The following is a 24,446-nucleotide window of genomic DNA, read 5'->3' as shown; positions in this document are numbered from 1 at the left end:
TAAAATGCTGCGCAAACTTGCTTTAAGTCTGGCTGTTGCAGGTGCTCTTGTATCAACACAGGCGAACGCGTTAGGGCTTGGTGATATTAAGATTAAATCGGCTTTAAATGAGCCTCTGAACGCAGAAATTCAGCTGCACCAGATACGGGATTTAAACCCCTTACAGATTCGGCCTCGAATGGCAGACCAAGACGAGTTTGCACTGGCAGGCTTAAGCCAGCAAAGAGCGCTGTCTGATATCCGTTTTCAAGTAAAAGTTAGCCCCAACGGTAGCGGTGTTATTTTACTGACGTCCAGAGAGCCCGTGAAAGAACCTTTTATAAATTTCTTAGTAGAGGTTAATTGGCCAAGTGGTCGACTGGTTCGCGAGTACACGCTGTTACTTGATCCCCCTGTTTTTGACCCGTCGCCTACGCAAAAATTTGTTGAACCTGCAGTCTCTTCGTCAGTAGACACTCGGTCAAACATTCAAGCACAAGCGCCTGTACCGAGACGTGCTAAGAAAAACCCTTCTAACATTCGTACGCGGATGGATAAAAAGACACAAGCGTATGTCGATGTAAAAGATACCTTGTGGGGGTTAGCTCTGGATAACCGAATTGCGCCTGATATATCGTCTTATCAGATGATGGTCGCAATGCATAAGAAAAACCCGCTGGCTTTTCCTGATGGAAATATTAACAATCTGAAAGCGGGTGTTGTTCTTAATCTTCCAACTGAAGCTGAAGCGCGGGCTATAAGCTCTAAGCAAGCTGCTGCAGAAGTTCATAGGCAAACAGCGTTATGGAAGCAGGGCAAAGCTCCTGCGCCTGATAAAGCACCTATTGACGGATCAAAAAAAAGTTTAAAGAGTGAAGCCGCGGATTCTCAAGAGCCTGATGAGGCAAATAGTGGGCAATTAAAAGTTGTCACGCCTGCAGAAGCAGTGGGTAAAGATGAAGCGGCTGTAGATGACCAAAGTGTTCAAACTAAAGATCTTGAAAAACAGCAGCTTATTGAAAAGAATGAATCATTAGAAAACCAGTTAGCCGTTTCGATGGAATCTCTAGATCGTCTGGAAAGAGATAACGTAGATCTTAATGATAAATTAGATGCTATTCAGGAGCAGCTAGATTCATTACAACGCCTTATTGAGCTTAAAGATCAGCAGTTGGCTGCGTTACAAACGGAAGTGAACAAGCCTTCAGCGCCTGTTATCGCACCACCCCCGCCACCTGAAAAAAGCTTAATAGATAAAATTCTCCAAGCGCCCGAATATTTGGCAGGTATTGGCGGTGGGCTTATCGCAGTGTTGGTAGGCTTGTGGTTAATGCTACGTCGCAAGAAAAAAGCTGGAGAAGCCATTGAGGAAGAAGAGTTTTTTAATGCGGTAGATATTGAAGATGATAGCGCAATTGATGAGGAAGCTTCGCTTGTTGAGCTAGAAGAGGTTTCTGATGACCTTGCTGAGGCTGCTGCAGAAGAAGCATCAGAAGAGAGAAGCGAAAACGTTGCTTCTAGCGAGTTTGATCTTGACGACCTTGATGATCTGAATTTAGATATGGACTTAGATCTGGATGATTCATTTGAAGATGATCTGGATGTTATGGCTGTTGATGATGCTGTGGCAGATTCTGAGCAACAAGTACCTGACACAGAAGTGGCAGATAGTCTTGGTGATGACGACCTGTTGGGGTCGATTCTAGATGATGAGTCTGATGATGAGTTTGATTTGGGCTTAGATGAGCTGGCTGATATGGATAACTCAGCTGAATTAGATTTGGCTGAGTCTGCGCCTGAGTCTTCAGATTTAGAAGATGAGTTTGAGTTAGGAGACCTTCCTGGTAGTGGATTAGCCGCCGATACGGCATTAGACGAGTTACTGGCGGATGATGATGAGTTAGATGCTCTAGAGCAGTCTCGTCAAAGCAATGTGCGTTCTGGCATGGATGCGGTCGAACCTATTTCTGACACTGCTGACGAAGAGGGTTCCTTAGAGTCGTTGGCATCCTTGGGTCTTGATCAGTTAGATGATGAGCCTGTCACTGCTGATGATGAAATTGTTAGCAATGATGAAGAGCTCGAGTTTAATTTGAGTGAAGCAGAACCTGAGCCTGCTGAATCAGGTTCAGCGATGAAAGATTTGGAAGACGAGCTTGATGAACTCGATTTTGAATTAGATGACCTTGATATGGTTGATTCTGCACCTGAAGCAGAGGTTGAGCCTAGTTCTAATGAGAGCGATCTGGATTTTGAAACGGATTTGATAGCAGATCTCGATTCACTTCTAGAAAATGAAGAAGCACAAGTGCCTGAACGTGAAGGTCTTGGTGATAGCGAGCTGAGCGCCTCACTTGCTTCCTTGGATGAAGACGCTCTAGGAAGTAACAGTGATTTAGATGACTTTGGTGATCTAGACGATGTTTTGGGTCTTGATGATGACGACTCAACTGCTGAAGAAGTTACTCTTCCTGAGCAAAGTGGGGACATCTCGGATGCTGCTGACCTTCACCCAGAAGTGGCTGAGCTGTTAGATGATCCTGAAGAGCTTGATCTTGGTGTGCCTGAGCAAGAAGCACCAATGGATGTGGCTGGTTTTGATCTAGATGACCTGAGCCTTGATGAACCCGGTGATGAATTGCCGGGTACGCCTACAGATGAAGAAGTCACTCGCGAGCTAACATCTAATATTGAGCATGATTTAGATGCCGAGCTTGATGATGAATTAGAAGCGCTGCTCAACAGCACCGATAACGATATAGCATTAGAGGAGTCTTCTTCAGAAGAGGAGCATTCTCTTGATGCTTTGGGTTTCTTGGATGGGGCTGATGAAGTTGAAACTAAGCTTGACCTTGCTCGAGCTTATATCGATATGGATGATGTTGAAGGTGCTAGAGATATTCTTGAAGAGATCGCCCAAGAAGGTAATGACTCACAAAAAGATGAAGCGACAGAGTTGTTAGGAGGTCTTGTTTGACGCAAGAAATAACTCAGCTGGACAGTGAGAAAGGGGCGGCTTCGGTCGCCCCTTCTTATCGTTATGCGCTTTGTGTTGAGTATGCTGGGGCTGCTTATAACGGTTGGCAGATTCAGAAGAATGATGAAGTCCCTACTGTTCAAGGGCATATGCATAAAGCACTCTCAGTTGTTGCGAATGAGCCGATAACTGTTGTATGTGCGGGTAGAACCGATACTGGAGTGAATGGCACTTATCAAATAATTCACTTCGATACTCATGCAAAACGCGAAAACCGTGCATGGGTGCTAGGAGGCAATAGTAATTTGCCTGATGATATTGCGATACGTTGGGCTACTCCTGTAGATGATACATTTCATGCGCGTTTCAGTGCCCAAGAGCGTCGTTATCGTTATTTGATATATAGCACTAGAATTAAACCGGCATTACTTTCTAAGGGCGTTACTTGGACTTATAAGCCTCTGGATATTGAGCGGATGCGTGAGGCGGGTGCTCACTTGGTAGGAGTGCATGACTTCTCTTCATATCGCGCGGTAGCGTGTCAGGCTAAAAGCCCTGTACGAGACGTCAAAGCATTAAATATTTATCGCTCGGGTGAGTTGATTGTGATTGATGTGCAAGCTAATGCTTTTCTACACCATATGATTAGAAATATCGCCGGCGTGCTAATGAGTATCGGTGCAGGTGAAGCTGAACCAATCTGGGCTAAGCAAGTATTAGAAGCTAGAAACCGCTGTGCTGGAGGGATAACTGCACCACCTTCAGGTTTATATTTTGTCGATGTGAAGTATCCGCAGAGTTACGCGTTGCCAAAATCTGAACTAGGCCCTTATTTCCTTAATATTACTGGCTAACGTTGAGACGTTACTTCTGTTAGAATTCCCTCTTTGCCTAATCATATATCGACTTAATCATGGCAGTACGCGTAAAAATTTGCGGTATCACTCGTGTAGAAGATGCGCTTACAGCTATAGCTGCTGGGGCGCACTCTCTTGGCTTTGTATTTTATAAGCCAAGTCCTCGATACGTTGAGCCCTCTATCGTTGCGGATATCATCTCAGTACTTCCGCCTTTTATCACGACGACTGCATTGTTCGTAGATGAATCCCCCGATGCTGTTAAAGAGATATTGGCGCTGACAAAGGTTGATCTTCTGCAATTTCACGGTAAAGAATCCCCCGAATATTGTATGCAGTTTGATCGCCCCTATATTAAAGCGTTACGAATGAAGCCGGGTCTTGATTTAGAGCGAGAAGCTAGTAGTTACTCTTCGTCACGTGCTGTGTTGTTAGATGCATATAAAGCAGGGGTGCCGGGTGGGACTGGCGAATCCTTCGAGTGGGATCGAATACCGCAGTCTATGCGCTCTAGTATTATTCTGGCTGGTGGCTTGTCTACACAGAATGTTGCGCAGGCAATTGAACAAGTAAAACCCTTCGCTGTTGATGTTAGCGGCGGGGTAGAAGAATCTGCGGGTCTTAAAGACGCGAATAAAATTAATTGTTTTTTTAAAGAGGTGGCACGTGCCAACAACAACTGATCTGGCTGCTCTCATGCAGCTGCCTGATGAGCGAGGGCACTTTGGTCCTTACGGCGGTCGTTTTGTATCTGAAACGCTAATGGGAGCTCTGAAGGACCTTGAAAAGGTTTATGAGCGACTTTCAGCTGATGCGGACTTCCAAAAAGAATTTGATCATGATTTAGCACATTATGTTGGCCGTCCATCGCCGTTGTATTTTGCTGAGCGCTTAACTAAAGAAGTTGGCGGTGCAAAAATTTACTTGAAGCGTGAAGATTTAAACCACACTGGCGCCCATAAAATTAATAATACCATTGGTCAAGCGTTACTAGCTAAGTTTATGGGTAAACCTCGCATTATTGCAGAAACAGGTGCTGGGCAGCATGGTGTTGCTTCTGCCACGGTTGCCGCGCGCTTAGGGCTTGAGTGTAAAGTTTATATGGGCGTTGATGATGTTCATCGCCAATCATTGAACGTATATCGCATGAAATTGCTAGGTGCTGAAGTAGTTGCTGTTAAGTCAGGGACTCGCACACTTAAAGATGCAATGAATGAAGCAATGCGTGATTGGGTGACTAATGTGGATGATACTTTCTACATTATAGGCACGGCAGCAGGCCCGCACCCTTACCCTAAACTTGTGCGTGACTTTCAGTGTGTTATTGGTCGTGAAGCACGCCAGCAATGTCTTGAGCATGAAGGGCGTCTGCCGGATGCTTTGGTTGCTTGTGTTGGAGGTGGCTCTAACGCGATTGGTTTGTTTTATCCGTTTATCGAAGATGCAGATGTGCGCATGATTGGCGTTGAAGCTGGCGGCTACGGTGTTGAAACTGGGCAGCATGCAGCTCCTTTATGTGCAGGGCGTCCGGGAGTCTTGCATGGAAACAGAAGTTATTTGATGTCTGATGATGCAGGGCAGATTCTAGGTACGCACTCTGTATCGGCGGGCTTAGATTATCCAGGCGTAGGTCCGGAGCATGCATGGTTAAAAGATTCCGGTCGTGCTGAATATGCAGCTATCACTGATGAAGAAGCGTTAGATGCATTTCGTATGCTGACAAAAGTGGAAGGTATTATGCCTGCCCTAGAATCTAGTCATGCTGTTGCTCACGCCATTAAAGTTGCCAAAGAGATGGATAAAGACCAGATTGTTGTGGTCAACCTGTCTGGTCGTGGTGATAAAGATATTCATACCGTCGCCGGTATTGATGGTATTGAAATTTAGTAGTTAAGGAGATTTTGAGAATGGGTCGTATTAATCAATGTTTCGAATCTCTTAAAGCGGATGGCCGAAAGGCGCTTATTCCGTATGTGACTGCGGGTGATCCTCAGCCGTCAGTTACTGTGCCACTATTGCACGCTATGGTTGATGCTGGTGCTGATATTATCGAGCTAGGCGTGCCATTTTCGGATCCAATGGCTGATGGGCCGGTGATTCAGTTGGCATGTGAGCGAGCACTGCGTCACGGTACGCGTCTTCTGGATATCTTGGAGATGGTCAAAGAGTTCCGTGTAGTGGATAAGCAAACACCTGTTGTTTTGATGGGCTACCTTAACCCAATAGAAACACTTGGGTATGAGAGCTTTGCTAAGCAAGCTAGTGTCGCTGGCGTTGATGGCGTGTTGACGGTAGACCTTCCGCCGGATGAGTCTGTTGAGTTTGCTGCTATCATGAAAAAATATGCTTTGGATGTGATCTATCTGTTAGCGCCAACAACAGAAGAAAGTCGCATTCAGCAAGTTTGCGAGTTTGGTTCAGGTTATGTTTACTACGTCTCTGTTAAAGGTGTAACAGGTTCGGCAGCATTAGATGTTGATGAAGTTGCTGAAAAGCTTGAGGTTATACGTCGTCATACAGATATGCCGGTGGGTGTTGGCTTTGGTATTCGCGATGGAGAAACAGCCGCGGCTGTTTCTAAAGTAGCAGATGGCGTAATTGTAGGAAGTGTCTTGGTTAATGCGATTGCTGAAAAAGTATCTCAACCAGAACAGATTTCTATTGATGTCGCTGCTATCATTGCACAAATGCGCAGTGCTATGGACGCCTGAGAATAACGAATTATCATACTGGATTTAGATAAGAATGAGTAACTGGTTAGACAAAATTGTCCCCTCGCTCGTACGTTCTGAAAATAAAAGAGCGAGCGTTCCTGAAGGTCTCTGGAAAAAATGCCCTAAATGTGAGGCAGTACTGTATCTTCCAGAATTAGAAAAAAACCTTAACGTTTGCACAAAGTGTGATCATCATATGCGCTTAGCTGCACGCCAGCGTTTGGAATCTTTTTTAGATAAAGATTCCTTTACGGAACTGGCCGCTGAAGTGGAGCCAGTGGATCGCCTGAAATTCCGTGATACGAAAAAATATAAAGACCGCTTATCAGCAGCACAGAAAGCTACTGGCGAAAAAGATGCTCTGGTTGCCATGCGTGGCACTTTATTAAATATGCCTGTTGCGGCGGTGGCTTTTGATTTTCGTTTTATGGGCGGCTCAATGGGTGCTGTCGTTGGCGAGCGCTTTGTTCGTGCTGTCAACGTTTCATTAGAAGGGAACATTCCTCTGATCTGCTTTTCAGCATCAGGTGGTGCGCGCATGCAGGAAGCTTTGATCTCGTTGATGCAGATGGCAAAAACCAGTGCAGCGCTTGAAAAAATGCGTCAAGCTGGGATTCCTTATATCTCTGTGTTGACTGATCCTGTTTATGGTGGTGTATCAGCGAGTTTAGCCATGCTAGGTGACCTTAACATTGCTGAGCCAAAAGCATTAGTTGGGTTTGCCGGTCCCCGTGTTATTGAGCAAACAGTACGTGAAAAGTTACCGGAAGGCTTTCAGCGGGCTGAGTTCTTATTAGAACATGGTCAGGTTGATATGATCGTTTCGCGTTTAGAAATGCGTGAGCGTTTGCATTCAGTACTTTCAATGTTTATGCACCGCTTTGCAGAGCCTATTGTTGAAGAGGAGCTGGCTGCTGATGCCGTTGATCCTTCAGAAGAGCAAGTAGAGCTCTCTGATGAGCAGCAAGCTGAAAAAAGCTCAGACTCGTAAACTAGATGGTTTGAGGCCGGTTATTACCGGCCTTTCTTTTGGTAAACTGTATTAATGAATAGATCAGAATTTACGCTTGAACAATGGCTTGGTTGGATGGAGCAAAGTCATCCGGTTGCCATTGACCTTGGTCTTAAGCGGGTACAAACTGTATTCAACAGCTTGTCATTAGATTTTACCAATGTGCATGTTATTACGGTGGCTGGCACGAATGGTAAAGGCTCTACCGTTGCCATTTTAGATGCTATCTATCGCCGCTCAGGTTATAGAACAGTCTGTTACACCTCCCCCCACTTACAAGTTTACAATGAGCGTGTTCGTCTTAATGGTGTGTTAGTTGATGACGCCTCCTTGGTTGCTGCTTTTAATGCAGTTGACCAAGCGCGAGAAGATACATCGTTAACTTATTTTGAAATGGGAACGCTTGCTGCGCTATGGCTTGTCGCTGATCAGCAGCCTGATGTAGCGCTCTTAGAAGTGGGTCTTGGTGGGCGTTTAGATGCGATTAATGTAGTTGATGCTGATGTGGCAGTGGTTACCACGATTGATATTGACCATGTTGACTGGCTTGGTGATGATCGGGAAAAAATTGGCTGGGAGAAGGCCGGTATTTTCAGGGAAGGTAAGCCGGCAGTATGCGGTGAACTAAACCCTCCTGTTTCCATTGAAAACTATTCACGAGAGCTTGGTAGTCACTTACGACAAGTCAATAAGTCTTTTGAGTATCGATTACAAAATGATACCCACTGGATCTGGCAGGGGCGTGATTTTAATGACGCCTCCGTAGTTTTAGCTGGTCTTCCATTGCCTCGTTTACCCTTGCAGAATGCAGCGACTGCGCTTCAGACAATTTTGCTATCCGATTTAGTATGTTCTCCTGCCAATATTGCACAGGGCCTGCGTGATGCTCAGGTGTCGGGACGTATGGAAATTGTCGAATATCAAGGGCACCATTTTATTCTTGATGTAGCACATAACCCACAGTCAGCTATTTATCTGGCCCAGCAGTTAAAGAAAACTGAGCCTAATGGAGTGCAGTTGATTCTTGGTATGTTGGCAGATAAAGATTGCTCAGCTGTTATAGAGGCATTATCGTCGGCAGTTGCGTGTTGGCATCTTGCAACATTAGATGTACCTAGGGGGCAGACTGCTGAACAATTGAGTTCGTATGTATTTGAATCAGGTATCGATAATCCGAATCTTGTATGTCATGACACGGTAGCCGATGCTATTAACTCCCTTGTTACGACGGATACTGCTGTAACCGGCACGATAGTAGTAGCAGGTTCCTTCTTTACAGTGGGTGGTGCTTACCCTGTTCTTAACAGAGAGCTGCTTTAATGGAAGATAGTGTAAAAAGGCGGCTATTAGGCCTGTCCGTAATTGTTATCTCTGCTGTTGTTCTGTTTCCTTTGTTTATGACAGGGGACGGTTATCGTGAGAGGCATCTGGAAAGTCGTATACCACAGGCGCCGGCAATGCCTGATGTCGTAAGCTTTGAGCCGCAAACAAAACTACTTCCAGATACGTCCGAGTACGCGCCTGTTCAAAAAGTGCCTGAAGAAGTTATTGTAATGGTTGAAAAAAAACCTGAGAAAAAAGCAGTCATTCAAGAAAAAAGGCCCGTTGTAAGTACCAGTAAAGACAAACCCCAGTTAGATGAGCAAAACGTACCGGTTGCATGGACATTACAACTCGCCAGCTTTAAAGATGAGTCTAATGCTCGGGCGCTGCGCAAGCAGTTAGTTGAAGCGGGGCATAAAGTGTATACACGCAAAAATGCGAACCTTTTTAAAGTCTATGTAGGGCCAGATATGAAGCGCCAACGTCTTGAGAAATTAAAAGAGGCGCTACAAAGTGATTTTGGTTTGGATGGAATAATTTTCAGATTCACTACTCAGTGATTGGGTTCATCTTAACGCTCTGTTAGAATGCGCGCAAATTGGATAGGTGGTAGAAAAAATGAACTGGGCCGACTGGACAATTCTTGGGATTGTTGGGATATCAGGACTTTTTAGTATCAAGCGTGGTTTTGTAAAAGAAGCGCTATCGTTATTGACGTGGGTTACTGCTTTCGTAATAGCACGGCTTTTTACAGATGCTTTGGCAACTGTGCTGTCTGACTATATTCAGACCCCTTCATTTCGTATCGCGTCAGCGTTTGGCATACTGTTTATATTAACGCTTATCGTTGGCGCATTGGTAAGTAACCTCGTTAGCTTGTTAGTCGAGGCAACTGGGTTAAGCGGTACTGATAGAATTCTAGGTATGGGCTTTGGCTTAGCGCGTGGCGCCTTGGTCGTAGTCGTGCTGGTGGCTTTGCTGGGAGGAACTCCCGCAGTGCTTGATGCTTGGTGGAAGGAATCTGAATTGATTCCTCATTTTGTTTTAATGGAAACATGGTCCAGAGAAGTTGCATCTGAAGTAGGGCAATTGATTTGGAACGCGGGACGTTAAGTAAGACAGTGGTCTGATTTCGGACCAGACAGCTTTTTCTGATTCCTCTTGAGGTAGTTTAAATGTGCGGTATTGTTGGGCTAGTAGCCAAATCCCTTGTTAATCAGACAATCTTTGATGCGCTGACTGTGCTTCAACACCGCGGACAGGATGCCGCTGGCATGGTGACCTGTGAGGGTAATCGGTTTTTCCTACGTAAAGATAACGGCTTGGTTAATGAGGTGTTTCGTACACGTCATATGAAGCGTTTAATGGGTAATGTGGGTATCGGGCATGTTCGCTATCCAACTGCTGGTAGCTCTAGTGCTGCTGAGGCACAGCCATTTTATGTGAATTCTCCTTACGGTATTGCATTAGCACATAATGGCAATTTAACTAACGCTGAAGAGCTTGTTGAGCAAATGTTCCGTGAAGATTTGCGTCATATCAACACTACTTCTGATTCAGAAGTGTTGCTGAATGTTTTTGCACATGAATTGCAGCATCAGAGAAAGTTAAAACCGGAACCTGAAGATATCTTCGAAGCCGTATCCAAGGTCCATAAACGTGTTAAAGGTGGTTATGCGGTTGTTGCCGTTATTACTGGCTACGGTGTCGTTGCTTTTCGTGACCCTAATGGTATTCGTCCCCTTATTTATGGAACGCGTTCAACGCCGGAAGGCGAAGAGTGCATGGTGGCTTCTGAAAGCGTTGCATTGGATATTGCTGGCTTTACACGTGTTCGTGATATTGAACCTGGTGAGGCGATCTTCATAGATATGGATGGCAACGTTTTCACTAAGCAGTGCGCAGAAGACACTAAGATAACTCCCTGCTTATTTGAATTTGTATACCTAGCACGTCCAGACTCTATTATTGATAATGTTAATGTTCATCAAGCGCGTATGCGCATGGGTATTAAGCTGGCTGAAAAAGTAAAAGGTTTACGTCCTGATCACGATATCGATGTGATTATGCCAATACCTGATACGAGCCGCACGTCTGCACTTGAGATGGCTAAGCATTTAAATGTTACTTTTCGCGAAGGCTTTATCAAGAACCGTTATATCGGTCGTACCTTTATAATGCCAGGGCAAACACAGCGTCAAAACTCGGTTCGTCGTAAGCTGAACCCTATTGAGCTTGAGTTCAAAGATAAGGTTGTCATGTTAGTAGACGACTCTATTGTGCGTGGTACTACGTCTAAACAGATTGTACAGATGGCAAGAGATGTCGGTGCGCGTAAAGTATACTTTGCATCAGCAGCGCCACCTGTACGTTTTCCAAATGTTTATGGCATTGATATGCCTTCTCCTGAAGAATTTATCGCACATAACCGCTCTGTTGATGAGATCGGTGAAGCCATTGGTGCAGATTGGATGATCTTTCAGGAACTAGATGATCTTAAAGACTCAGTATCAGAAGGTAATGCTGATACTATCTGTGATTTCGATTCATCAGTATTTGATGGTTATTATGTGACAGGTGATATTGATACTGCTTACTTGGACCGCTTGGATCAGAAGCGCAAAGATGCTGCCAAAATAGTACCTGAGACAATTGATCATGAAGATGAAGCACCGGCTGATCTTCACACTGAAATATCATAAGAGCGAACTCGATAATGGCTAAACCAGGTTTTGAGCGCGAAGAGCGTATTCAGTTTACGCAAACTGATGCAGGTCTTTCAACGCTAGCTATTAGAGCTGGACAAACACGGACATCTGAGGGAGAGCATAGCGATGCTATCTTCCCAACGTCTAGTTTTGTTTATTCGAGTGCGCGCGAGGCTGCTGCTCGTTTTAGTGGTGATGAAGAAGGTAATATATACTCACGTTTTACGAATCCAACCGTGAATGCTTTTGAAAAGCGCATGGCGGCTTTGGAAGGCGCAGAGCGTGCAGTAGCTACCTCATCAGGCATGGCTGCTATTTTGAGTATTGGCTTGTCGCTTTTGCAGCAAGGCGATCATGTCGTTTGTTCGCAGAGTGTTTTTGGTTCGACGATTTCGTTGTTCGAAAAGTATCTAATTCGTGCTGGTATCACAACTAGCTTTGTTGATCCTAAAGACTTAAACGCATGGGAATCTGCAATACAACCCAATACGCGTTTGCTGTTTTTAGAAACACCTTCAAACCCGCTTGGTGAGTTAACAGACATCAGAGCAGTAGCTGATATAGCACATAAGAATGATGCAATGCTCGCTGTTGATAATTGTTTTTTAACACCGGTTTTCCAACAGCCATTAACGTTAGGTGCTGATCTTGTTATTCACTCGGCAACTAAGTATTTAGATGGCCAAGGGCGATGTGTAGGTGGTGTTGTAGTTGGCTCGGATGCGCTGATGGAAGAGATCTTTGGTTTTATCCGCACGGGCGGGGCATGTATGAGCCCGTTTAATGCATGGGTATTCCATAAAGGTTTGGAAACCTTAAAAATTCGCTTAGAAGCTCATGCAAAAAATGCGCTTGAACTTGCAACCTGGTTACAGCAGCAGCGGGGTATAGAGCGAGTTTATTACACCGGGCTCGAGAGTCATGCTCAGCATACGTTGGCAATTAAACAGCAGACGGGCTTTGGTGGTGTTCTATCATTCGAAGTGGCTGGTGGGCAAGAGGCTGCATGGCGTTTCATTGATTCAACCACGATGGTGTCAATTACAGGTAATTTGGGCGATGTAAAATCAACCATCACACATCCTGCAACAACGACTCATGGACGAATGACCGATGAAGCTAAGGCTGACGCTGGTATCAAGACGAATTTGATTCGTTTATCAGTAGGTCTTGAAGATATAGAAGACATTCGGGCTGATATGCAGCTCGGTTTAGATGCACTTTAATTATTGAGCTTTAGCGTTGTAGATTGCTTCAATGCGATGTAAAGAGCCGACTGGTTTTGTCCAGCTGCTTTTTAAATTGAAGTGATCTACTGTAAAGCTAAGAGCCTCAAACACTCGGCGGCCTTCAAGTAGGTTCAAGACTAGATGCTCATCATTTTTTTGGGTATAAGCCAGAGTAATGTGAGGTTTAAAAGGTCTGCCTTTAAACCCCATATCTATTTCGTGTAACGCATCAGTGATTTTTTGATGAAGCTGCACTACTGGATCTTCAGGGTTAACTCCTAACCAAATATCTTTGCTACGAAAACTACCAAACCGATCACAATGTAATGTGAAGGGTGTAAAGGTTATTTTTTCTAGCTGTTGGTCTAGAGCGGGAAGTTTTCTCTTTTTTACGTTACCTATGAACGCCAAGGTAATATGCAGCCTTTCTGGTGGCGTCCATTGAATGCCGTGAAAGTTACAATACAGCTGCGCGATTTGCTGTTGCACCGTGTCGGGTATGTCTATAGCAATAAAGAGGCGCATCCGAGATTCCTAAACTACGATAGTGAATAAAGCATAAACATGAACGCTGATAAAGTGAATACACAGGCCGGTAAGATAATACTTGCTCCAATGGAGGGGGTTGTAGATGCCACTATGCGCCACCTAATTACAAAATTGGGGGGGGTTGATCTGTGTGTTACAGAGTTTATACGTATTACTGGCTATGTTTTGCCTGAAAAAGAGTTTTTGAAATCAGCCCCTGAGCTAGCTCGTCAAGGAAAGACACCCGCAGGTATTCCGGTTGTCGTACAGTTGTTAGGGAGTGAGCCTGAGTTGTTGGCCATGAATGCGATAAGTGCTGCGAAAATGGGGGCACCAGCTATTGATCTGAATTTTGGTTGCCCTTCAAAAACAGTTAATAAGCACCGTGGTGGTGCTGTGTTACTTGATGAGCCAGCATTGATTCATCAGATAGTAAAAGCGGTCCGCCAAGCGGTGCCAGATAATATTCCTGTTACCGCTAAAATGCGACTTGGGAATTTAGATAAATCGTTGGCCATTGATAACGCTGTTGCTATCCAAGAGGCCGGTGCTGATAGTTTGGCAGTTCATGCACGCACGAAAGTTGAGGGGTACAAACCACCGGCTCATTGGGAATGGATAGGGCGGATAAAAGAGAGTGTAGATTTACATGTCGTTGCCAATGGTGAGGTTTGGAACTGTGAAGACTATCAACGCTGTAAAGACCTTAGTGGGTGTGATGATGTGATGATTGGACGCGGTCTTATTGCCCGACCAGAATTAGGTTTAATGATTAAGAGTTATCAGCTTGGCCAAAGTGGTGACGGTGCAGCATGGTCACAGGTTGTTTTACTGTTGTTGGAATACTTTTCTTTTGTTGAGCAAAAACTACCACCAAAATATGTTCATGGGCGTATAAAGCAATGGCTACATATGATGCGGCCTCAGCGCGAAGAAGCTGAAAAGCTCTTCTTTAGCGTGAAAACGATCAATGACCTTAGTGATTTGCGTGCTTGCTTGGAGCGGGAGCTTTAGCGCGAGTTGATCTTTACTGGTTGGCGCTTAGGCCCCCAGTTTCCAGGTGTGTTTTCAAAATAGCCTGGGATTAAGGCATTACACTGTCCGCATCTAGCATCATGGATATCCCAGCTGCCTAGCTGGTACCCGTCGCGTTCAATAAGCAATGCTTTACAGTGATGACAAAAGGTCGAGCTTGCTTGTGGGTGATGTGCATTTCCAATGTAGACATAACGCACCCCATTTTTGAGTGCGATATCGCGTGCTCTTAGTAATGTTGTTAGCGGCGTTTTTGGAATATTTTGCATTTTCCAGTCTGGATGAAATGCTGAAAAATGTAGTGGAACATCTTGCCCTAAGTTCTTGCTTATCCAGCTAGAGAGCGCTTCAATCTCTGCATCTGAATCATTTCTTTCTGGTATTAAGAGTGTGGTAATTTCAAACCAAACAGCGGTTTCGTGTTTAAGGTAGATCAATGTGTCTAATACAGTGGCTAGTTTTCCACCGCAAATATGTCGGTAGAAATGATCAGTAAATGCTTTTAAATCAATATTTACCGCATCAAAAGATGAAAAGAAACGGGAGCGAGCTGCATCGCTTATGTATCCTGCCGTTACCGCAATACTTTTTATACCAGCCGCTTTGCATGCGATGGCAACATCTTCTGCGTACTCAAAAAATATAACAGGATCATTGTAAGTAAACGCGATGGCGCGACAGGCGTATTGTTTGGCTGTTGTAGAGATTTGTTCAGGCGTCGCGGTATTACACAGGTGATCCATATCTCTTGCTTTGCTGATATCCCAGTTTTGGCAAAATTTGCATGTAAGGTTGCATCCCGCCGTACCAAAAGATAGGACAGGTGTGCCCGGAAAGTAATGGTTTAAAGGTTTTTTTTCGATAGGGTCTATACAGAAGCCGCTGGACCGACCGTAGGTGTATAACTGCATTTGTCCGTTGGTATTTCCTCGGACATAACAAACTCCTCTTTGCCCTTCTTTTAATGAGCAATAGTGGGGGCATAAGTCGCACTGGATACGGTTGTCACCCAGCGGATGCCAGAAAAGAATCTCTCTTTGATCTGGATTCATAAGCGCTGCAGGTTTAGTATTTAAGAGTACTTATAAGAGTACCCATTAATGCCAATATAAAACATATTGGCAGGGGAGGGTAGCGTATGAGCATTCGACCTGCCGCTGTCGCCGGATTGTTTTATCCCGAAGATAAAGCTGATTTATACGGTGTGCTTGCCGACTTATTACCTGAAAAGGTGCCTGAAAATGCACCCAATAAACTGCTTAAAAAGCCAAGGGCGCTGATAGTTCCGCATGCAGGCTACATTTATTCAGGCGCTGTTGCTGGTCTTGGGTATGGCTTACTTAGAGGCTGCACTGGTTTCAATGGTATCTATCTGTTTGGTCCAAATCACCGTGAGCCTTTGCAAGGCTGCGCTGCTCCTACAAGCGATTTTTTCTCTACGCCATTGGGCGATATTCAGATCGACCGTAAGGCTATTAATGCACTGCTCAAGAATGATCTGGTGATTGAGGCCGATAAGGTCCATGCACAGGAGCACTGTTTAGAGGTTCAATTGCCTTTTCTTCAGTACCTGCAAATTAACGTGCCCATCGTTCCTCTTGTCGTTGGTGAGTGTGCTGCTGTTGATGTTGCGCAGATCATTGAACCTTTATTGTTGGATTCTAATAAACTGGTCATTGTCAGTACTGATTTGAGCCATTTTCACAGTTACGAAAATGCAAAAAAAACAGATGCGCATACTGATCTAAAAATCATGAGTGCTGATCATGACCTCAAACCAACAGAGGCATGTGGCTGCCATGCTCTAAATGGCTTATTGCTGGCTATTAAGCATCAGAATCTAACAATCAAAAAATTGGCGCAGTGTAATAGTGGTGATACAGCTGGAGCTAAAGAACGTGTAGTTGGGTATGCTTGTTATGGTGTGTTTTAGCGTGCAGCCGAAAAAGCAAAAGAAGTTGTTGAGTTGTGCTAGGGCATCAATTAAGCAAGGGTTGCAGGGGAGCTGGCAGCGAGAACCCGCTAGCTTGGATAAAAACGGGCTAGGTGCTAGTTTTGTTACACTGACTTTGCAGGGGAGTTTGCGGGGGTGTATTGGTTCACTTGAAGTAAGGCAGCCGTTAATAATAGATGTCTGGCAAAATGCATTTAATGCAGCGTTTAGAGATTCGCGATTTCCTCCTTTAGATCAAGAAGAACTGGATGATGTTCAAATAGCTATTTCGATCCTAACGCCTGCATTATTGTTAACGGTTGATAACGAGCAAGACTTGTTGAATAAAATCCGGCCAGGAGTTGACGGTTTAATACTAGAAGAGGGGAATCATCGAGCGACGTTTTTACCTTCGGTTTGGAATACATTGCCAAAAGAGCAAGACTTTTTATTGCACTTAAAGCGTAAAGCAGGCTTTGCAGATGACTATTGGAGTAGCTCAATAAAGTTTGCTACTTATCAAACGATTAGTTTTACGGAATGACTTTCAAGTGCATATACTATGAAGGGTGTGTTAATTGTGTGCTTGTTTCTATAAAGTTAATGCTAATAGTTAGCTGTTTAAATTTAATGTCCTCTCAATAAGAATACTTCTCATGCTATCCATTTTTAAATTTCGTCCGCTTATCGATCTATCCAGTGCTGACTGGATATACGATACCTTTGAGTGGGCGATACAAAGTTTTGACAATGAAGAGTTTTTTAAGCGTAGTCGGTTAGTGCAGCCAACCAATGAGTTTTTTCCAGGCAATGTTGATAGTGTTCATGCTAAAGCAGAAAATATATTTAAACATACACTGATGTATGCGGGGCTAGCGCATTGGCCTTTTCAGCTGCAATCACCTGAATTGTTTGAAAGTTTACCTGCCCACCAGATCGAACTAGCTAAAGTAGAGCGTAACTCAACGGTGAGTATGTCGCCTGTTGTGTATCAGCACCCTTTAGCGCTTAGCTATAATCCCCAGCAAACGTTGAAGCCAGAAGATCTGTCATCCAGTTTTGCTCATGTGATTGCACAACATGTGTTGCTTCAATCTCATCAGCTTCCGCCAGGTGGTGTAGATTACCTCACCGAGGGCAGCGAGGTATTAGCGGTTTTTATGGGATTTGGTGTCATGTTTGCCAATTCCGCTTATACATTTCGCGGCGGTTGTGGCAGTTGCTATAACGCTCAAGCAAATCGTGTGGCGAGCTTGTCTGAAAATGAAATTGTATTTGCGTTAGCGCTGTATTGTCGCTTAAAAGGTATAGAGGATTCACATGCTGTTTCTTGCCTAAAGAAGCATTTGAAAAGTAATTATAAGCAGGCATGTAAGCAGCTTGATAAGCGGCCAGATAGGTTGGCAAGGCTGATGGAATACAAAAGAGAAATTTGATGTCCACGTTAAAATATTTAACTGCTTATGCACCCGAGTTGCAGCAACAAGTGCAACAAATGATAGATAAGCGTCAGTTGGCTGATTTTTTACTGAAAAAATACCCTAAAGTGCATGACGTCAGTAATGATAAATATCTGCGTGAGTATGTCATGGCGTTAAAAAACCGTTATATAAAAAAGTCTGCGCCACTGAGTAAGGTTGCATATGACAGTAAAATTCATGTGGTTAATAATGCGCTGGGGCTTCATAGCTATGTATCTAGAGTGCAAGGCACTAAGTTAAAGAGTAAAAATGAGATTCGCATCAGTGCAATATTCAAAAAAGCCCCTGAAGTGTTTTTGAATATGATTGTGGTGCATGAATTAGCCCATTTGAAAGAGAAAGAACATAACAAGGCGTTTTATCAATTATGCCAATATATGCTTCCAGATTATCATCAGCTAGAGTTCGAGATGCGTTTATATCTGACATACCTAGAGCTAGATGGCGCGCTTTATACGTAAAGTCATGTAGAATGCGCGTCCGTTAAGTAATAATCAGAGAGCGCTATGGATTACGAGTTTAGCATTGATGAATTGGGGCGTCCTCGGGCCAAGTTTTCGATGGGAGCTGAGGCGGTAGGTCGTTGGTTTTCTGAAGAGTTATCTGATGATTTACAGCAAATTAATCAATTAATTGAGCTTGTTGAAACACTGGAGCGTGACGAGATAAGTAATTATCAGCAATCGGGGAAAGAGTTTCAATTACGGTTAAATCGTAATGAAATTGAAGTGGTTGCTTTGGTGTTGGGGCTTGATATTGATGAAGAGCTACCTGAAGACACTAACTTGTATGACGTGGAGTCTTATGCCGGTTGTGGCTTGCCTGACTTTAAGCAGGCGTTATTATCGTGGCAGTCATTTGTTAGCTCATAGCATTGATAGAAGAGAATTATCATATTCGTGCCGTTAGCTTTACAATAGCCTCCATACATATATTTATTTATACAGTTGCAGTGACATCATGAATCGAAAGAAAAAGATTAATAGTATTCTTATTAAGAGAATGAAAAAAGCCAATAGTAAGATCAACCCTAGTAACAAGCCGCGTTATATCTCAAAAGAAGAGCGCGCTAAAGCTGAAAGCTCTGAGTCGCAAAGCTCAGAGGTGTGAGTTCACAAACCTAAGACCCGAATAACTACTAGGTATAGAGTTTTAATTAGTACCTATAAAGAGGTCGCTAAATAACACCAGAGATATTATTTTGCTGTGTTGCTTCGATAGGGTTGTAGCACAGTACTGTGCTCAAGTATCACTTTTATGCTTAAGTATTCCGTTTTTACAGTGCTGTTAGTGTCGACAGCAAGTTATTGACCTTATCATAGGTCTCTTGATACTCCATTTCGCTTATTGAATCGGCAACGATTCCTCCTCCTGCCCAACAATGTATCTTGTTGTTTTCAACTAACAGGGTGCGAATAGTAATGCTGGTGTCTATCTGGCCAGAGACGCCTATATAGCCAATGCTTCCGCAATAAATACTGCGGCGGTGGGGCTCCAGTTCTTCGATGATTTCCATTGCTCTTATTTTCGGAGCACCTGTGATTGACCCGCCTGGAAAGCACTCTTTGAGTAAGCTAATAGGTGAGGCGTAAGGCTCAAGAGTGCCGGTGACCGTACTGACTAAATGGTGTACATTTTTATAACTTTCTATAGAAAAAAGTGAAGGGACTTTAACGCTGTGGTGTTGGCATACCTTGCTGAGGTCGTTGCGTAGCAAGTCTACAATCATGACATTCTCAGCTCGGTCTTTACTTGAACTCTTTAATTCATTAGCTAGTTGCTGGTCAGCTTTAGCGTTGTGCCCTCTTGGGCGCGTGCCTTTTATCGGTTGGGTAATAACGTGACCTTGCGTATCCGTTGATAAGAATCGCTCTGGTGATAATGACAAAACAGCGCCATGCTCAGTGTCAAAGTAGGCTGCATAGTGAGTCGGTGCTGCGTTGCGAAGGTGCTTGTAAGCTTCCCACGGATCTCCCTTACAGTTAGCGCTGAACCGCTGTGCTAAATTGACTTGGTAGCAGTCGCCGGCGTGTATGTAATCGTCAATAGTCGAGAGCTGGCTATGGTAAGCCTGTTCATTAAGATTGCTGCAAAAATCACTGGTTAGCTGAAAACAGTGCTGTGACGGCACGACGGGTGCTGAAGCTTTTAGTACAATTTCTTTTAGCGTTGACTCATTAGTAAGGTGGGAGCCATGAAGATTCGCTGATTTTTTCTCATGATCAATCACGATAGCCCAGCCGTATAGCCCGACTAGCATCTCAGGTAACGAGGTATCATTGACTGCTTGCTGTGGCAGGGCTTCTATTGCTCGCCCCAAATCATAACAAAAATGCCCTACTAAGCCGCCGTTAAAAGGAATGTCTTCGGGGAGTTGAGCCTGCTCTATGTAGGAGTATTGATAGAGTTTTTCGAGTGCATCGAATGGGTCTGTATCAGGCGATATGCTAATAGGTAAATTAACACCTGAAAGTGTACCTTCTCGGTAGCTTAGCTGGCACAGTGGGGCGGCAACTAAAATATCAAAACGTCCCCGTTCACTGCTGGGTTTTCCGCTATCAAGCAATATGGCGTTGCCTAAGCTTCTGATGCGTTCAAAGTAGTCGCTAGTGCTGACCTGATACGGAAGTGTAATGCGTTTAAGCAATCGATCAAACCTTGTAGTTAGAGAGCTATTAAATGAAGGCTGCTAAATAGCTGTTATGCAAAAGTAGAACATTTTACGCATCCTACTTATGGATAGCGAGGGTTACTCTTTTCCAATCTTTATCTGTAGGGTGAATAACGTATACTGGATTGTAGACAATTTATGAGGAGATAAAGTCATTTATGCGAAGCGGCCAAAATATCAGTCAAAAAGAGCTGCACTTACCCGATCAGGTTATTACCTATCGGATCGTTAAAAACCCCAATGTTAATAATGGCAAAAAACTGGTGCTACTTCATGGGGCTGGTGTGGCAGGTGAAGATACTTGGGTGTTAATCGCTTCAATGCTGACGCAGTGGGAGGAGGTGTTGATACCTGATCAGAGGGGGATGGGTGATACGCATTATCCAGACCGGTATGATTATCCTTTTAGTGCGCAAATGCTAGTGGCAGATCTGAATGCAGTAGTTGACCACCTAGGCTGGTGGATGTTTGATCTAGGCGGTTATTCTCTGGGTGGAATGGTAAGTATGCTATTTAAACAGCAGCATCCAGATAGAGTCTGTAAACAGTTTCTACTTGAGTCTGCTTTGTTGGATAGACCGTGTTGGGACTCTACGGTGCAGCTACGCCAGCGTTATAGTGAGGCTGCAGAGCATTTGCGCAGCGACAATCGTGATACAGGTATTCGTAACTTTATGGATACTATCTCTCCTAATCGTAGAACGTCCGTACAGATTGACGACCTAACAGCCTCTCGTCTAGGGCGGCGCCCACTAGGTTTTGCATATGCTTTGGATTGTGTGACGGACGCCATTAATAATATAGACAGAGAGGGCTTAGTCGCTGCCCAAGGTGATGTTACGAGCCTTATTGGTGGCTTAAGTGTGGACTTAATGCATCAATACCATCGAGATATGGCGGAAGGTTTGCCGAATTGGCATTATTTTATGGTGCCGGGTACGGATCATTCCCTGCCATTTCAGAAGCCTCGTCAGATCGCCAAGTTAATGAACGAAGAAACCTTACGTTATAGAAATTTGTAAGTAGGGGTAAACTCTTAAACTTTTGTATTGTGTTGACAACTTTATCCTTTTTTACGGTTGACGTGCTCAAAAACGCACGGTACTGTTAGTTTAATTAAAGATTGTCGACAATCCCAAAAACAGATTGTTAATGGCAGATATAAAAATAATGAATGAAGCTCCGGTAGAAAGTCGAACGCTAGCTGATAAAGTTTGTGAGCAAATAATTAATGCCATTGTGGTGGGTGATATTCCTCCTGGGCAGAAGATCAGTGAGCCTGAGTTAGCACGTATCTACGGCATTAGCCGAGGACCATTACGTGAAGCAATGCGACGACTTGAAGCGCTACGCTTGATCGAGCGAAAGCCTCATATTGGTGCCAGAGTCGTAAAGCTTAACGAAAAAGAACTGATCGAAATCTACCGGGTACGCGAAGCATTAGAAGGCATGGCCTGTCGTATGGCGGCAGAGTTTATGTCAGATGACGAGATATCCAGTCTACGAATTTTGTTAGATGAGCATGATCGTTCTATAACACAGCTGGATGGCCAGTCTTACTTTCAGAAAGAAGGTGACTTGGATTTTCATTACCGAATAGTGCAGGGCAGTAAAAACGAAACATTGTTAGAACTGCTCGGCAGTGACTTGTACCACCTGGTACGTATGTACCGCTATCAATTCAGTGTATCGAGTTCTCGTCCTAAGCGTGCACTCAAGGAGCATCGTCAGATTGTCGATGCTATTGAGGCGAGGGACCCTGAGTTAGCAGAGATTCTAATGCGTCGGCATATTAGTGCAGCACGCAAGAACATTGAAGAGAAGCTGAACATAGCAACTGACCTCAAAGGGGAAAAACATGGCTAAACTAACTGCAGGCGGTCGATTCCGCAAAGCGCTACTAGAAGCAAAACCACTACAGATCGTAGGTACAACTAACGCTTATCATGCCATGATGGCTGAGCGCGTTGGCCATAAAGCTATCTACCTTTCTGGTGGTGGTGTTGCTAATACGTCTTATGGTTTGCCTGATCTGGGTATGACTTCTATGAACGATGTTTTGGAAGATGTTCGTCGTATCAGTAGCGCTGTAGAAACTCCTTTGTTGGTTGATATCGATACAGGTTGGGGTGGTGCGTTTAATATTTCTCGTACTATCAAAGAGATGACTAAAGCGGGAGCTGCCGCCGTTCATATCGAAGATCAAATTGCTCAAAAGCGCTGTGGACACCGTCCAAACAAAGAGATCGTTTCTTCTCAGGAAATGGTTGATCGTGTTAAAGCCGCTGTTGATGCTAAAACAGATGATGACTTCTTCATTATTGCGCGTACTGATGCTTTCCAAATGGAAGGTTTAAACTCTGCTGTAGATCGTGCTCAAGCCTGCCTTGAAGCCGGTGCAGATGGTATCTTTGCAGAAGCTGTTCACACACTAGAAGATTACAAAGCGTTTGCAGATGGCATCAACGGTGCTCACTTGCTAGCAAATATTACAGAGTTTGGTGCTACGCCGCTGTTTAATACAGAGGAACTTGTAGCAAATGGCGCTTCTATGGTGCTGTATCCACTATCGGCTTTTCGTGCTGCAAACAAAGCTGCATTGAATGTATACGAAGCGCTATTGCGCGATGGAGATCAAAAAGCAGTTGTTGATACCATGCAAACACGTATGGAACTGTATGATTTCCTTAACTACCATGATTTTGAGCAGAAGCTAGATGCGCTTTTTGCTGAAGGTAAAAATAAGTAATTAACAACGAAGACTTGTTGAGCGTTTTTACCGCAAGATTTAAATCCAATAATTAGAAAAACTGGTACGGGAGGATAGCCTCCCAAAGACAGAAGGAGAAACCGTATGGCAGAAGCGAAAAAACTAAGTGGTGCCGGTCTGCGTGGCCAATCTGCTGGTGAAACTGCACTCTGTACTGTGGGTCAAACCGGTGCAGGGCTGACTTACCGTGGTTATGACATTAAAGAATTGGCTGATAAAGCACAGTTTGAAGAAGTCGCATATTTGTTATTGTACGGGGTTTTGCCAACACAGGCAGAACTTGATGCATACAAAGCTCGCCTAAAAGGCATGCGCACATTGCCTGCTGCGCTGAAAACTGTTTTGGAACAGATTCCTGCTGATGCGCACCCAATGGATGTCATGCGTACTGGTTGCTCTATGCTGGGTAATCTTGAAACTGAACAGAGTTTTGCTGATCAGCTTGATCACATTGATCGTATGCTGGCTGTATTTCCAGGCTTAATCAATTACTGGTATAACTTCAGCCATAACGGCAAGCGTATTGACGAAAATACCGATGCTGACTCTATTGCTGAGCAGTTCTTGTGGACGCTTCATGATAAAAAACCAGAGCCTTTGCATGTAAATGTAATGCACGCATCTCTGATTTTGTATGCTGAGCATGAGTTTAATGCATCGACGTTTACTGCACGAGTGTGTGCTTCTACGTTGTCGGATATTCATAGCTGTGTAACAGCCGCGATCGGTTCTCTACGTGGGCCGCTTCACGGTGGTGCTAACGAAGCCGCTATGGATATGATCGAGAACTGGAAAACTCCTGATGAAGCGGAAGCAGAAATCATGGGTATGCTCGAGCGTAAAGACAAAATTATGGGCTTTGGGCACGCTATCTACAGTGAGTCTGACCCGCGTAATGCCATTATTAAAGAATGGTCTAAGAAATTGTCTGAGCAAGTAGGCGACTCTAGCTTATATGCTGTTTCTGAACGTGTTGAAGCAATTATGTGGCGTGAGAAAAAGCTTTTCTGTAATGCTGATTTCTTTCATGCCTCTGCTTACAACTTCATGGGTATTCCTACCAAGCTATTTACGCCGATTTTTGTTTGTTCGCGTGCAGCGGGTTGGACAGCTCATGTAATGGAGCAGCGTGCAAATAACCGTATTATTCGTCCAAGTGCTGACTATACAGGTCCTGAATCTGCGCAGTGGGTAGCTATTGAAAACCGTGGTTGATTGATCGAGTAAGG

25 protein-coding genes are annotated in these 24,446 nt (G+C 44.2%); 22 read left to right on the top strand and 3 right to left on the bottom strand.

Annotated features, from left to right (window positions below; translation table 11 throughout):
* The first annotated feature begins 4 nt into the window (after positions 1 to 4).
* The 11 genes from G511_RS0119155 to G511_RS0119105 all read left to right on the top strand — a co-directional run bounded on the left by G511_RS0119155 (position 5) and on the right by G511_RS0119105 (position 12,796).
* On the top strand, positions 5 to 2,956 hold the full coding sequence (locus G511_RS0119155; RefSeq protein ID WP_028471075.1) for a FimV/HubP family polar landmark protein: 2,952 nt from the start codon (positions 5 to 7) through the stop codon (positions 2,954 to 2,956).
* Entirely contained in the window at positions 2,953 to 3,810 is an 858-nt protein-coding gene (truA, locus tag G511_RS0119150) for a tRNA pseudouridine(38-40) synthase TruA (protein WP_028471074.1), read from the top strand. The genes G511_RS0119155 and truA overlap by 4 nt, the downstream gene beginning before the upstream one ends.
* Positions 3,811 to 3,869: 59 nt before the next feature.
* Entirely contained in the window at positions 3,870 to 4,496 is a 627-nt protein-coding gene (locus G511_RS0119145; protein WP_028471073.1) for a phosphoribosylanthranilate isomerase, read from the top strand.
* A 13-nt stretch (positions 4,497 to 4,509) separates the two neighbouring features.
* Positions 4,510 to 5,700 (top strand): tryptophan synthase subunit beta, encoded by a 1,191-nt coding sequence (trpB, locus tag G511_RS0119140; protein ID WP_036552497.1) that lies wholly within the window; start codon positions 4,510 to 4,512, stop codon positions 5,698 to 5,700.
* A gap of 20 nt (positions 5,701 to 5,720) precedes the next feature.
* Positions 5,721 to 6,524, top strand: a complete 804-nt coding sequence (trpA, locus tag G511_RS0119135; protein WP_028471071.1) for a tryptophan synthase subunit alpha — start codon at positions 5,721 to 5,723, stop codon at positions 6,522 to 6,524.
* Between the two features lie 34 nt (positions 6,525 to 6,558).
* Entirely contained in the window at positions 6,559 to 7,518 is a 960-nt protein-coding gene (accD, locus tag G511_RS0119130; RefSeq protein ID WP_028471070.1) for an acetyl-CoA carboxylase, carboxyltransferase subunit beta, read from the top strand.
* Between the two features lie 54 nt (positions 7,519 to 7,572).
* Complete coding sequence (gene folC / locus G511_RS0119125; RefSeq protein ID WP_028471069.1) at positions 7,573 to 8,859, top strand: bifunctional tetrahydrofolate synthase/dihydrofolate synthase; 1,287 nt, start codon at positions 7,573 to 7,575, stop codon at positions 8,857 to 8,859.
* The gene (locus G511_RS0119120) at positions 8,859 to 9,422 is read left to right on the top strand and encodes an SPOR domain-containing protein (protein WP_028471068.1); all 564 of its coding nucleotides are present in this window, start codon (positions 8,859 to 8,861) and stop codon (positions 9,420 to 9,422) included. Before folC ends, G511_RS0119120 begins: the two co-directional genes overlap by 1 nt.
* Before the next feature lie 58 nt (positions 9,423 to 9,480).
* Positions 9,481 to 9,975 (top strand): CvpA family protein, encoded by a 495-nt coding sequence (locus G511_RS0119115; RefSeq protein WP_028471067.1) that lies wholly within the window; start codon positions 9,481 to 9,483, stop codon positions 9,973 to 9,975.
* Positions 9,976 to 10,037: 62 nt separating this feature from the next.
* Positions 10,038 to 11,564 carry an amidophosphoribosyltransferase gene (purF, locus tag G511_RS0119110; RefSeq protein WP_028471066.1) on the top strand — a complete coding sequence of 509 codons (1,527 nt, stop codon included), beginning with the start codon at positions 10,038 to 10,040 and terminating at the stop codon, positions 11,562 to 11,564.
* 14 nt (positions 11,565 to 11,578) lie between these two features.
* On the top strand, positions 11,579 to 12,796 hold the full coding sequence (locus G511_RS0119105; protein ID WP_028471065.1) for an O-succinylhomoserine sulfhydrylase: 1,218 nt from the start codon (positions 11,579 to 11,581) through the stop codon (positions 12,794 to 12,796).
* Here G511_RS0119105 and thpR read toward each other — a convergent pair whose 3' ends face one another.
* Positions 12,797 to 13,324, bottom strand: coding sequence for an RNA 2',3'-cyclic phosphodiesterase (gene thpR, locus G511_RS0119100; RefSeq protein WP_028471064.1), 528 nt, complete (start codon positions 13,322 to 13,324; stop codon positions 12,797 to 12,799).
* Positions 13,325 to 13,363: 39 nt separating this feature from the next.
* On the opposite strand from thpR, the gene G511_RS0119095 reads away from it, so the two are divergent.
* Positions 13,364 to 14,341, top strand: coding sequence for a tRNA dihydrouridine synthase (locus G511_RS0119095; RefSeq protein ID WP_036552446.1), 978 nt, complete (start codon positions 13,364 to 13,366; stop codon positions 14,339 to 14,341).
* Here the strand turns inward: G511_RS0119095 and amrS are convergent.
* Positions 14,338 to 15,414 carry an AmmeMemoRadiSam system radical SAM enzyme gene (gene amrS / locus G511_RS0119090; protein ID WP_028471062.1) on the bottom strand — a complete coding sequence of 359 codons (1,077 nt, stop codon included), beginning with the start codon at positions 15,412 to 15,414 and terminating at the stop codon, positions 14,338 to 14,340. The genes G511_RS0119095 and amrS overlap by 4 nt on opposite strands.
* 86 nt (positions 15,415 to 15,500) lie before the next feature.
* Between amrS and amrB the strand changes: the two genes are divergently transcribed.
* The 6 genes from amrB to G511_RS24265 all read left to right on the top strand — a co-directional run bounded on the left by amrB (position 15,501) and on the right by G511_RS24265 (position 18,886).
* Positions 15,501 to 16,295: an AmmeMemoRadiSam system protein B gene (amrB, locus tag G511_RS0119085; RefSeq protein ID WP_028471061.1), complete on the top strand. Its 795-nt coding sequence runs from the start codon at positions 15,501 to 15,503 to the stop codon at positions 16,293 to 16,295.
* Position 16,296: 1 nt separating this feature from the next.
* The gene (gene amrA / locus G511_RS0119080) at positions 16,297 to 16,839 is read left to right on the top strand and encodes an AmmeMemoRadiSam system protein A (RefSeq protein WP_245574163.1); all 543 of its coding nucleotides are present in this window, start codon (positions 16,297 to 16,299) and stop codon (positions 16,837 to 16,839) included.
* 112 nt (positions 16,840 to 16,951) lie between these two features.
* The gene (locus G511_RS0119075; RefSeq protein ID WP_028471059.1) at positions 16,952 to 17,731 is read left to right on the top strand and encodes a hypothetical protein; all 780 of its coding nucleotides are present in this window, start codon (positions 16,952 to 16,954) and stop codon (positions 17,729 to 17,731) included.
* Positions 17,731 to 18,237, top strand: coding sequence for a M48 metallopeptidase family protein (locus G511_RS0119070; protein WP_028471058.1), 507 nt, complete (start codon positions 17,731 to 17,733; stop codon positions 18,235 to 18,237). The genes G511_RS0119075 and G511_RS0119070 overlap by 1 nt, the downstream gene beginning before the upstream one ends.
* A gap of 45 nt (positions 18,238 to 18,282) precedes the next feature.
* Complete coding sequence (locus tag G511_RS0119065; RefSeq protein ID WP_028471057.1) at positions 18,283 to 18,648, top strand: YacL family protein; 366 nt, start codon at positions 18,283 to 18,285, stop codon at positions 18,646 to 18,648.
* An 88-nt stretch (positions 18,649 to 18,736) separates the two neighbouring features.
* Positions 18,737 to 18,886 carry a DUF2986 domain-containing protein gene (locus G511_RS24265; protein ID WP_084629166.1) on the top strand — a complete coding sequence of 50 codons (150 nt, stop codon included), beginning with the start codon at positions 18,737 to 18,739 and terminating at the stop codon, positions 18,884 to 18,886.
* 166 nt (positions 18,887 to 19,052) lie between these two features.
* On the opposite strand, the gene pabB is transcribed toward G511_RS24265, so the two are convergent.
* A complete protein-coding gene (pabB, locus tag G511_RS0119055; protein ID WP_028471056.1) occupies positions 19,053 to 20,423 on the bottom strand; it encodes an aminodeoxychorismate synthase component I in 1,371 nt (456 codons plus the stop codon).
* A 182-nt stretch (positions 20,424 to 20,605) separates the two neighbouring features.
* Here pabB and G511_RS0119050 point away from each other — a divergent pair, with 182 nt between their 5' ends.
* The 4 genes from G511_RS0119050 (at position 20,606) to prpC (ending at position 24,432) form a co-directional block, all read left to right on the top strand.
* Complete coding sequence (locus tag G511_RS0119050; RefSeq protein ID WP_028471055.1) at positions 20,606 to 21,469, top strand: alpha/beta fold hydrolase; 864 nt, start codon at positions 20,606 to 20,608, stop codon at positions 21,467 to 21,469.
* Positions 21,470 to 21,599: 130 nt separating this feature from the next.
* Positions 21,600 to 22,313 (top strand): GntR family transcriptional regulator, encoded by a 714-nt coding sequence (locus G511_RS0119045; protein ID WP_084629165.1) that lies wholly within the window; start codon positions 21,600 to 21,602, stop codon positions 22,311 to 22,313.
* On the top strand, positions 22,306 to 23,196 hold the full coding sequence (gene prpB, locus G511_RS0119040) for a methylisocitrate lyase (protein WP_028471053.1): 891 nt from the start codon (positions 22,306 to 22,308) through the stop codon (positions 23,194 to 23,196). The genes G511_RS0119045 and prpB overlap by 8 nt, the downstream gene beginning before the upstream one ends.
* 105 nt (positions 23,197 to 23,301) lie before the next feature.
* Positions 23,302 to 24,432, top strand: a complete 1,131-nt coding sequence (prpC, locus tag G511_RS0119035; RefSeq protein ID WP_028471052.1) for a bifunctional 2-methylcitrate synthase/citrate synthase — start codon at positions 23,302 to 23,304, stop codon at positions 24,430 to 24,432.
* The last annotated feature ends 14 nt before the right edge of the window (positions 24,433 to 24,446 follow it).

It is taken from the genome of Neptunomonas japonica DSM 18939 (genome assembly GCF_000422765.1).
GTDB classification, from domain to species: domain Bacteria; phylum Pseudomonadota; class Gammaproteobacteria; order Pseudomonadales; family Balneatricaceae; genus Neptunomonas; species Neptunomonas japonica.
The sequence above is the reverse complement of the archived record's forward strand: the minus strand, read 5'-3'. Positions and strand labels throughout refer to the sequence as shown.

Coding starts and splice junctions, on each gene's coding strand:
- G511_RS0119155 (WP_028471075.1), top strand. CDS start 5: ATGCTGCGCAAACTTGCTTTAAGTCTGGCTGTTGCAGGTGCTCTTGTA.
- G511_RS0119145 (WP_028471073.1), top strand. CDS start 3,870: ATGGCAGTACGCGTAAAAATTTGCGGTATCACTCGTGTAGAAGATGCG.
- trpB (WP_036552497.1), top strand. CDS start 4,510: ATGCAGCTGCCTGATGAGCGAGGGCACTTTGGTCCTTACGGCGGTCGT.
- trpA (WP_028471071.1), top strand. CDS start 5,721: ATGGGTCGTATTAATCAATGTTTCGAATCTCTTAAAGCGGATGGCCGA.
- accD (WP_028471070.1), top strand. CDS start 6,559: ATGAGTAACTGGTTAGACAAAATTGTCCCCTCGCTCGTACGTTCTGAA.
- folC (WP_028471069.1), top strand. CDS start 7,573: ATGAATAGATCAGAATTTACGCTTGAACAATGGCTTGGTTGGATGGAG.
- G511_RS0119120 (WP_028471068.1), top strand. CDS start 8,859: ATGGAAGATAGTGTAAAAAGGCGGCTATTAGGCCTGTCCGTAATTGTT.
- G511_RS0119115 (WP_028471067.1), top strand. CDS start 9,481: ATGAACTGGGCCGACTGGACAATTCTTGGGATTGTTGGGATATCAGGA.
- purF (WP_028471066.1), top strand. CDS start 10,038: ATGTGCGGTATTGTTGGGCTAGTAGCCAAATCCCTTGTTAATCAGACA.
- G511_RS0119105 (WP_028471065.1), top strand. CDS start 11,579: ATGGCTAAACCAGGTTTTGAGCGCGAAGAGCGTATTCAGTTTACGCAA.
- thpR (WP_028471064.1), bottom strand. CDS start 13,324: ATGCGCCTCTTTATTGCTATAGACATACCCGACACGGTGCAACAGCAA.
- G511_RS0119095 (WP_036552446.1), top strand. CDS start 13,364: ATGAACGCTGATAAAGTGAATACACAGGCCGGTAAGATAATACTTGCT.
- amrS (WP_028471062.1), bottom strand. CDS start 15,414: ATGAATCCAGATCAAAGAGAGATTCTTTTCTGGCATCCGCTGGGTGAC.
- amrB (WP_028471061.1), top strand. CDS start 15,501: ATGAGCATTCGACCTGCCGCTGTCGCCGGATTGTTTTATCCCGAAGAT.
- G511_RS0119075 (WP_028471059.1), top strand. CDS start 16,952: ATGCTATCCATTTTTAAATTTCGTCCGCTTATCGATCTATCCAGTGCT.
- G511_RS0119070 (WP_028471058.1), top strand. CDS start 17,731: ATGTCCACGTTAAAATATTTAACTGCTTATGCACCCGAGTTGCAGCAA.
- G511_RS0119065 (WP_028471057.1), top strand. CDS start 18,283: ATGGATTACGAGTTTAGCATTGATGAATTGGGGCGTCCTCGGGCCAAG.
- G511_RS24265 (WP_084629166.1), top strand. CDS start 18,737: ATGAATCGAAAGAAAAAGATTAATAGTATTCTTATTAAGAGAATGAAA.
- G511_RS0119050 (WP_028471055.1), top strand. CDS start 20,606: ATGCGAAGCGGCCAAAATATCAGTCAAAAAGAGCTGCACTTACCCGAT.
- G511_RS0119045 (WP_084629165.1), top strand. CDS start 21,600: ATGGCAGATATAAAAATAATGAATGAAGCTCCGGTAGAAAGTCGAACG.
- prpB (WP_028471053.1), top strand. CDS start 22,306: ATGGCTAAACTAACTGCAGGCGGTCGATTCCGCAAAGCGCTACTAGAA.
- prpC (WP_028471052.1), top strand. CDS start 23,302: ATGGCAGAAGCGAAAAAACTAAGTGGTGCCGGTCTGCGTGGCCAATCT.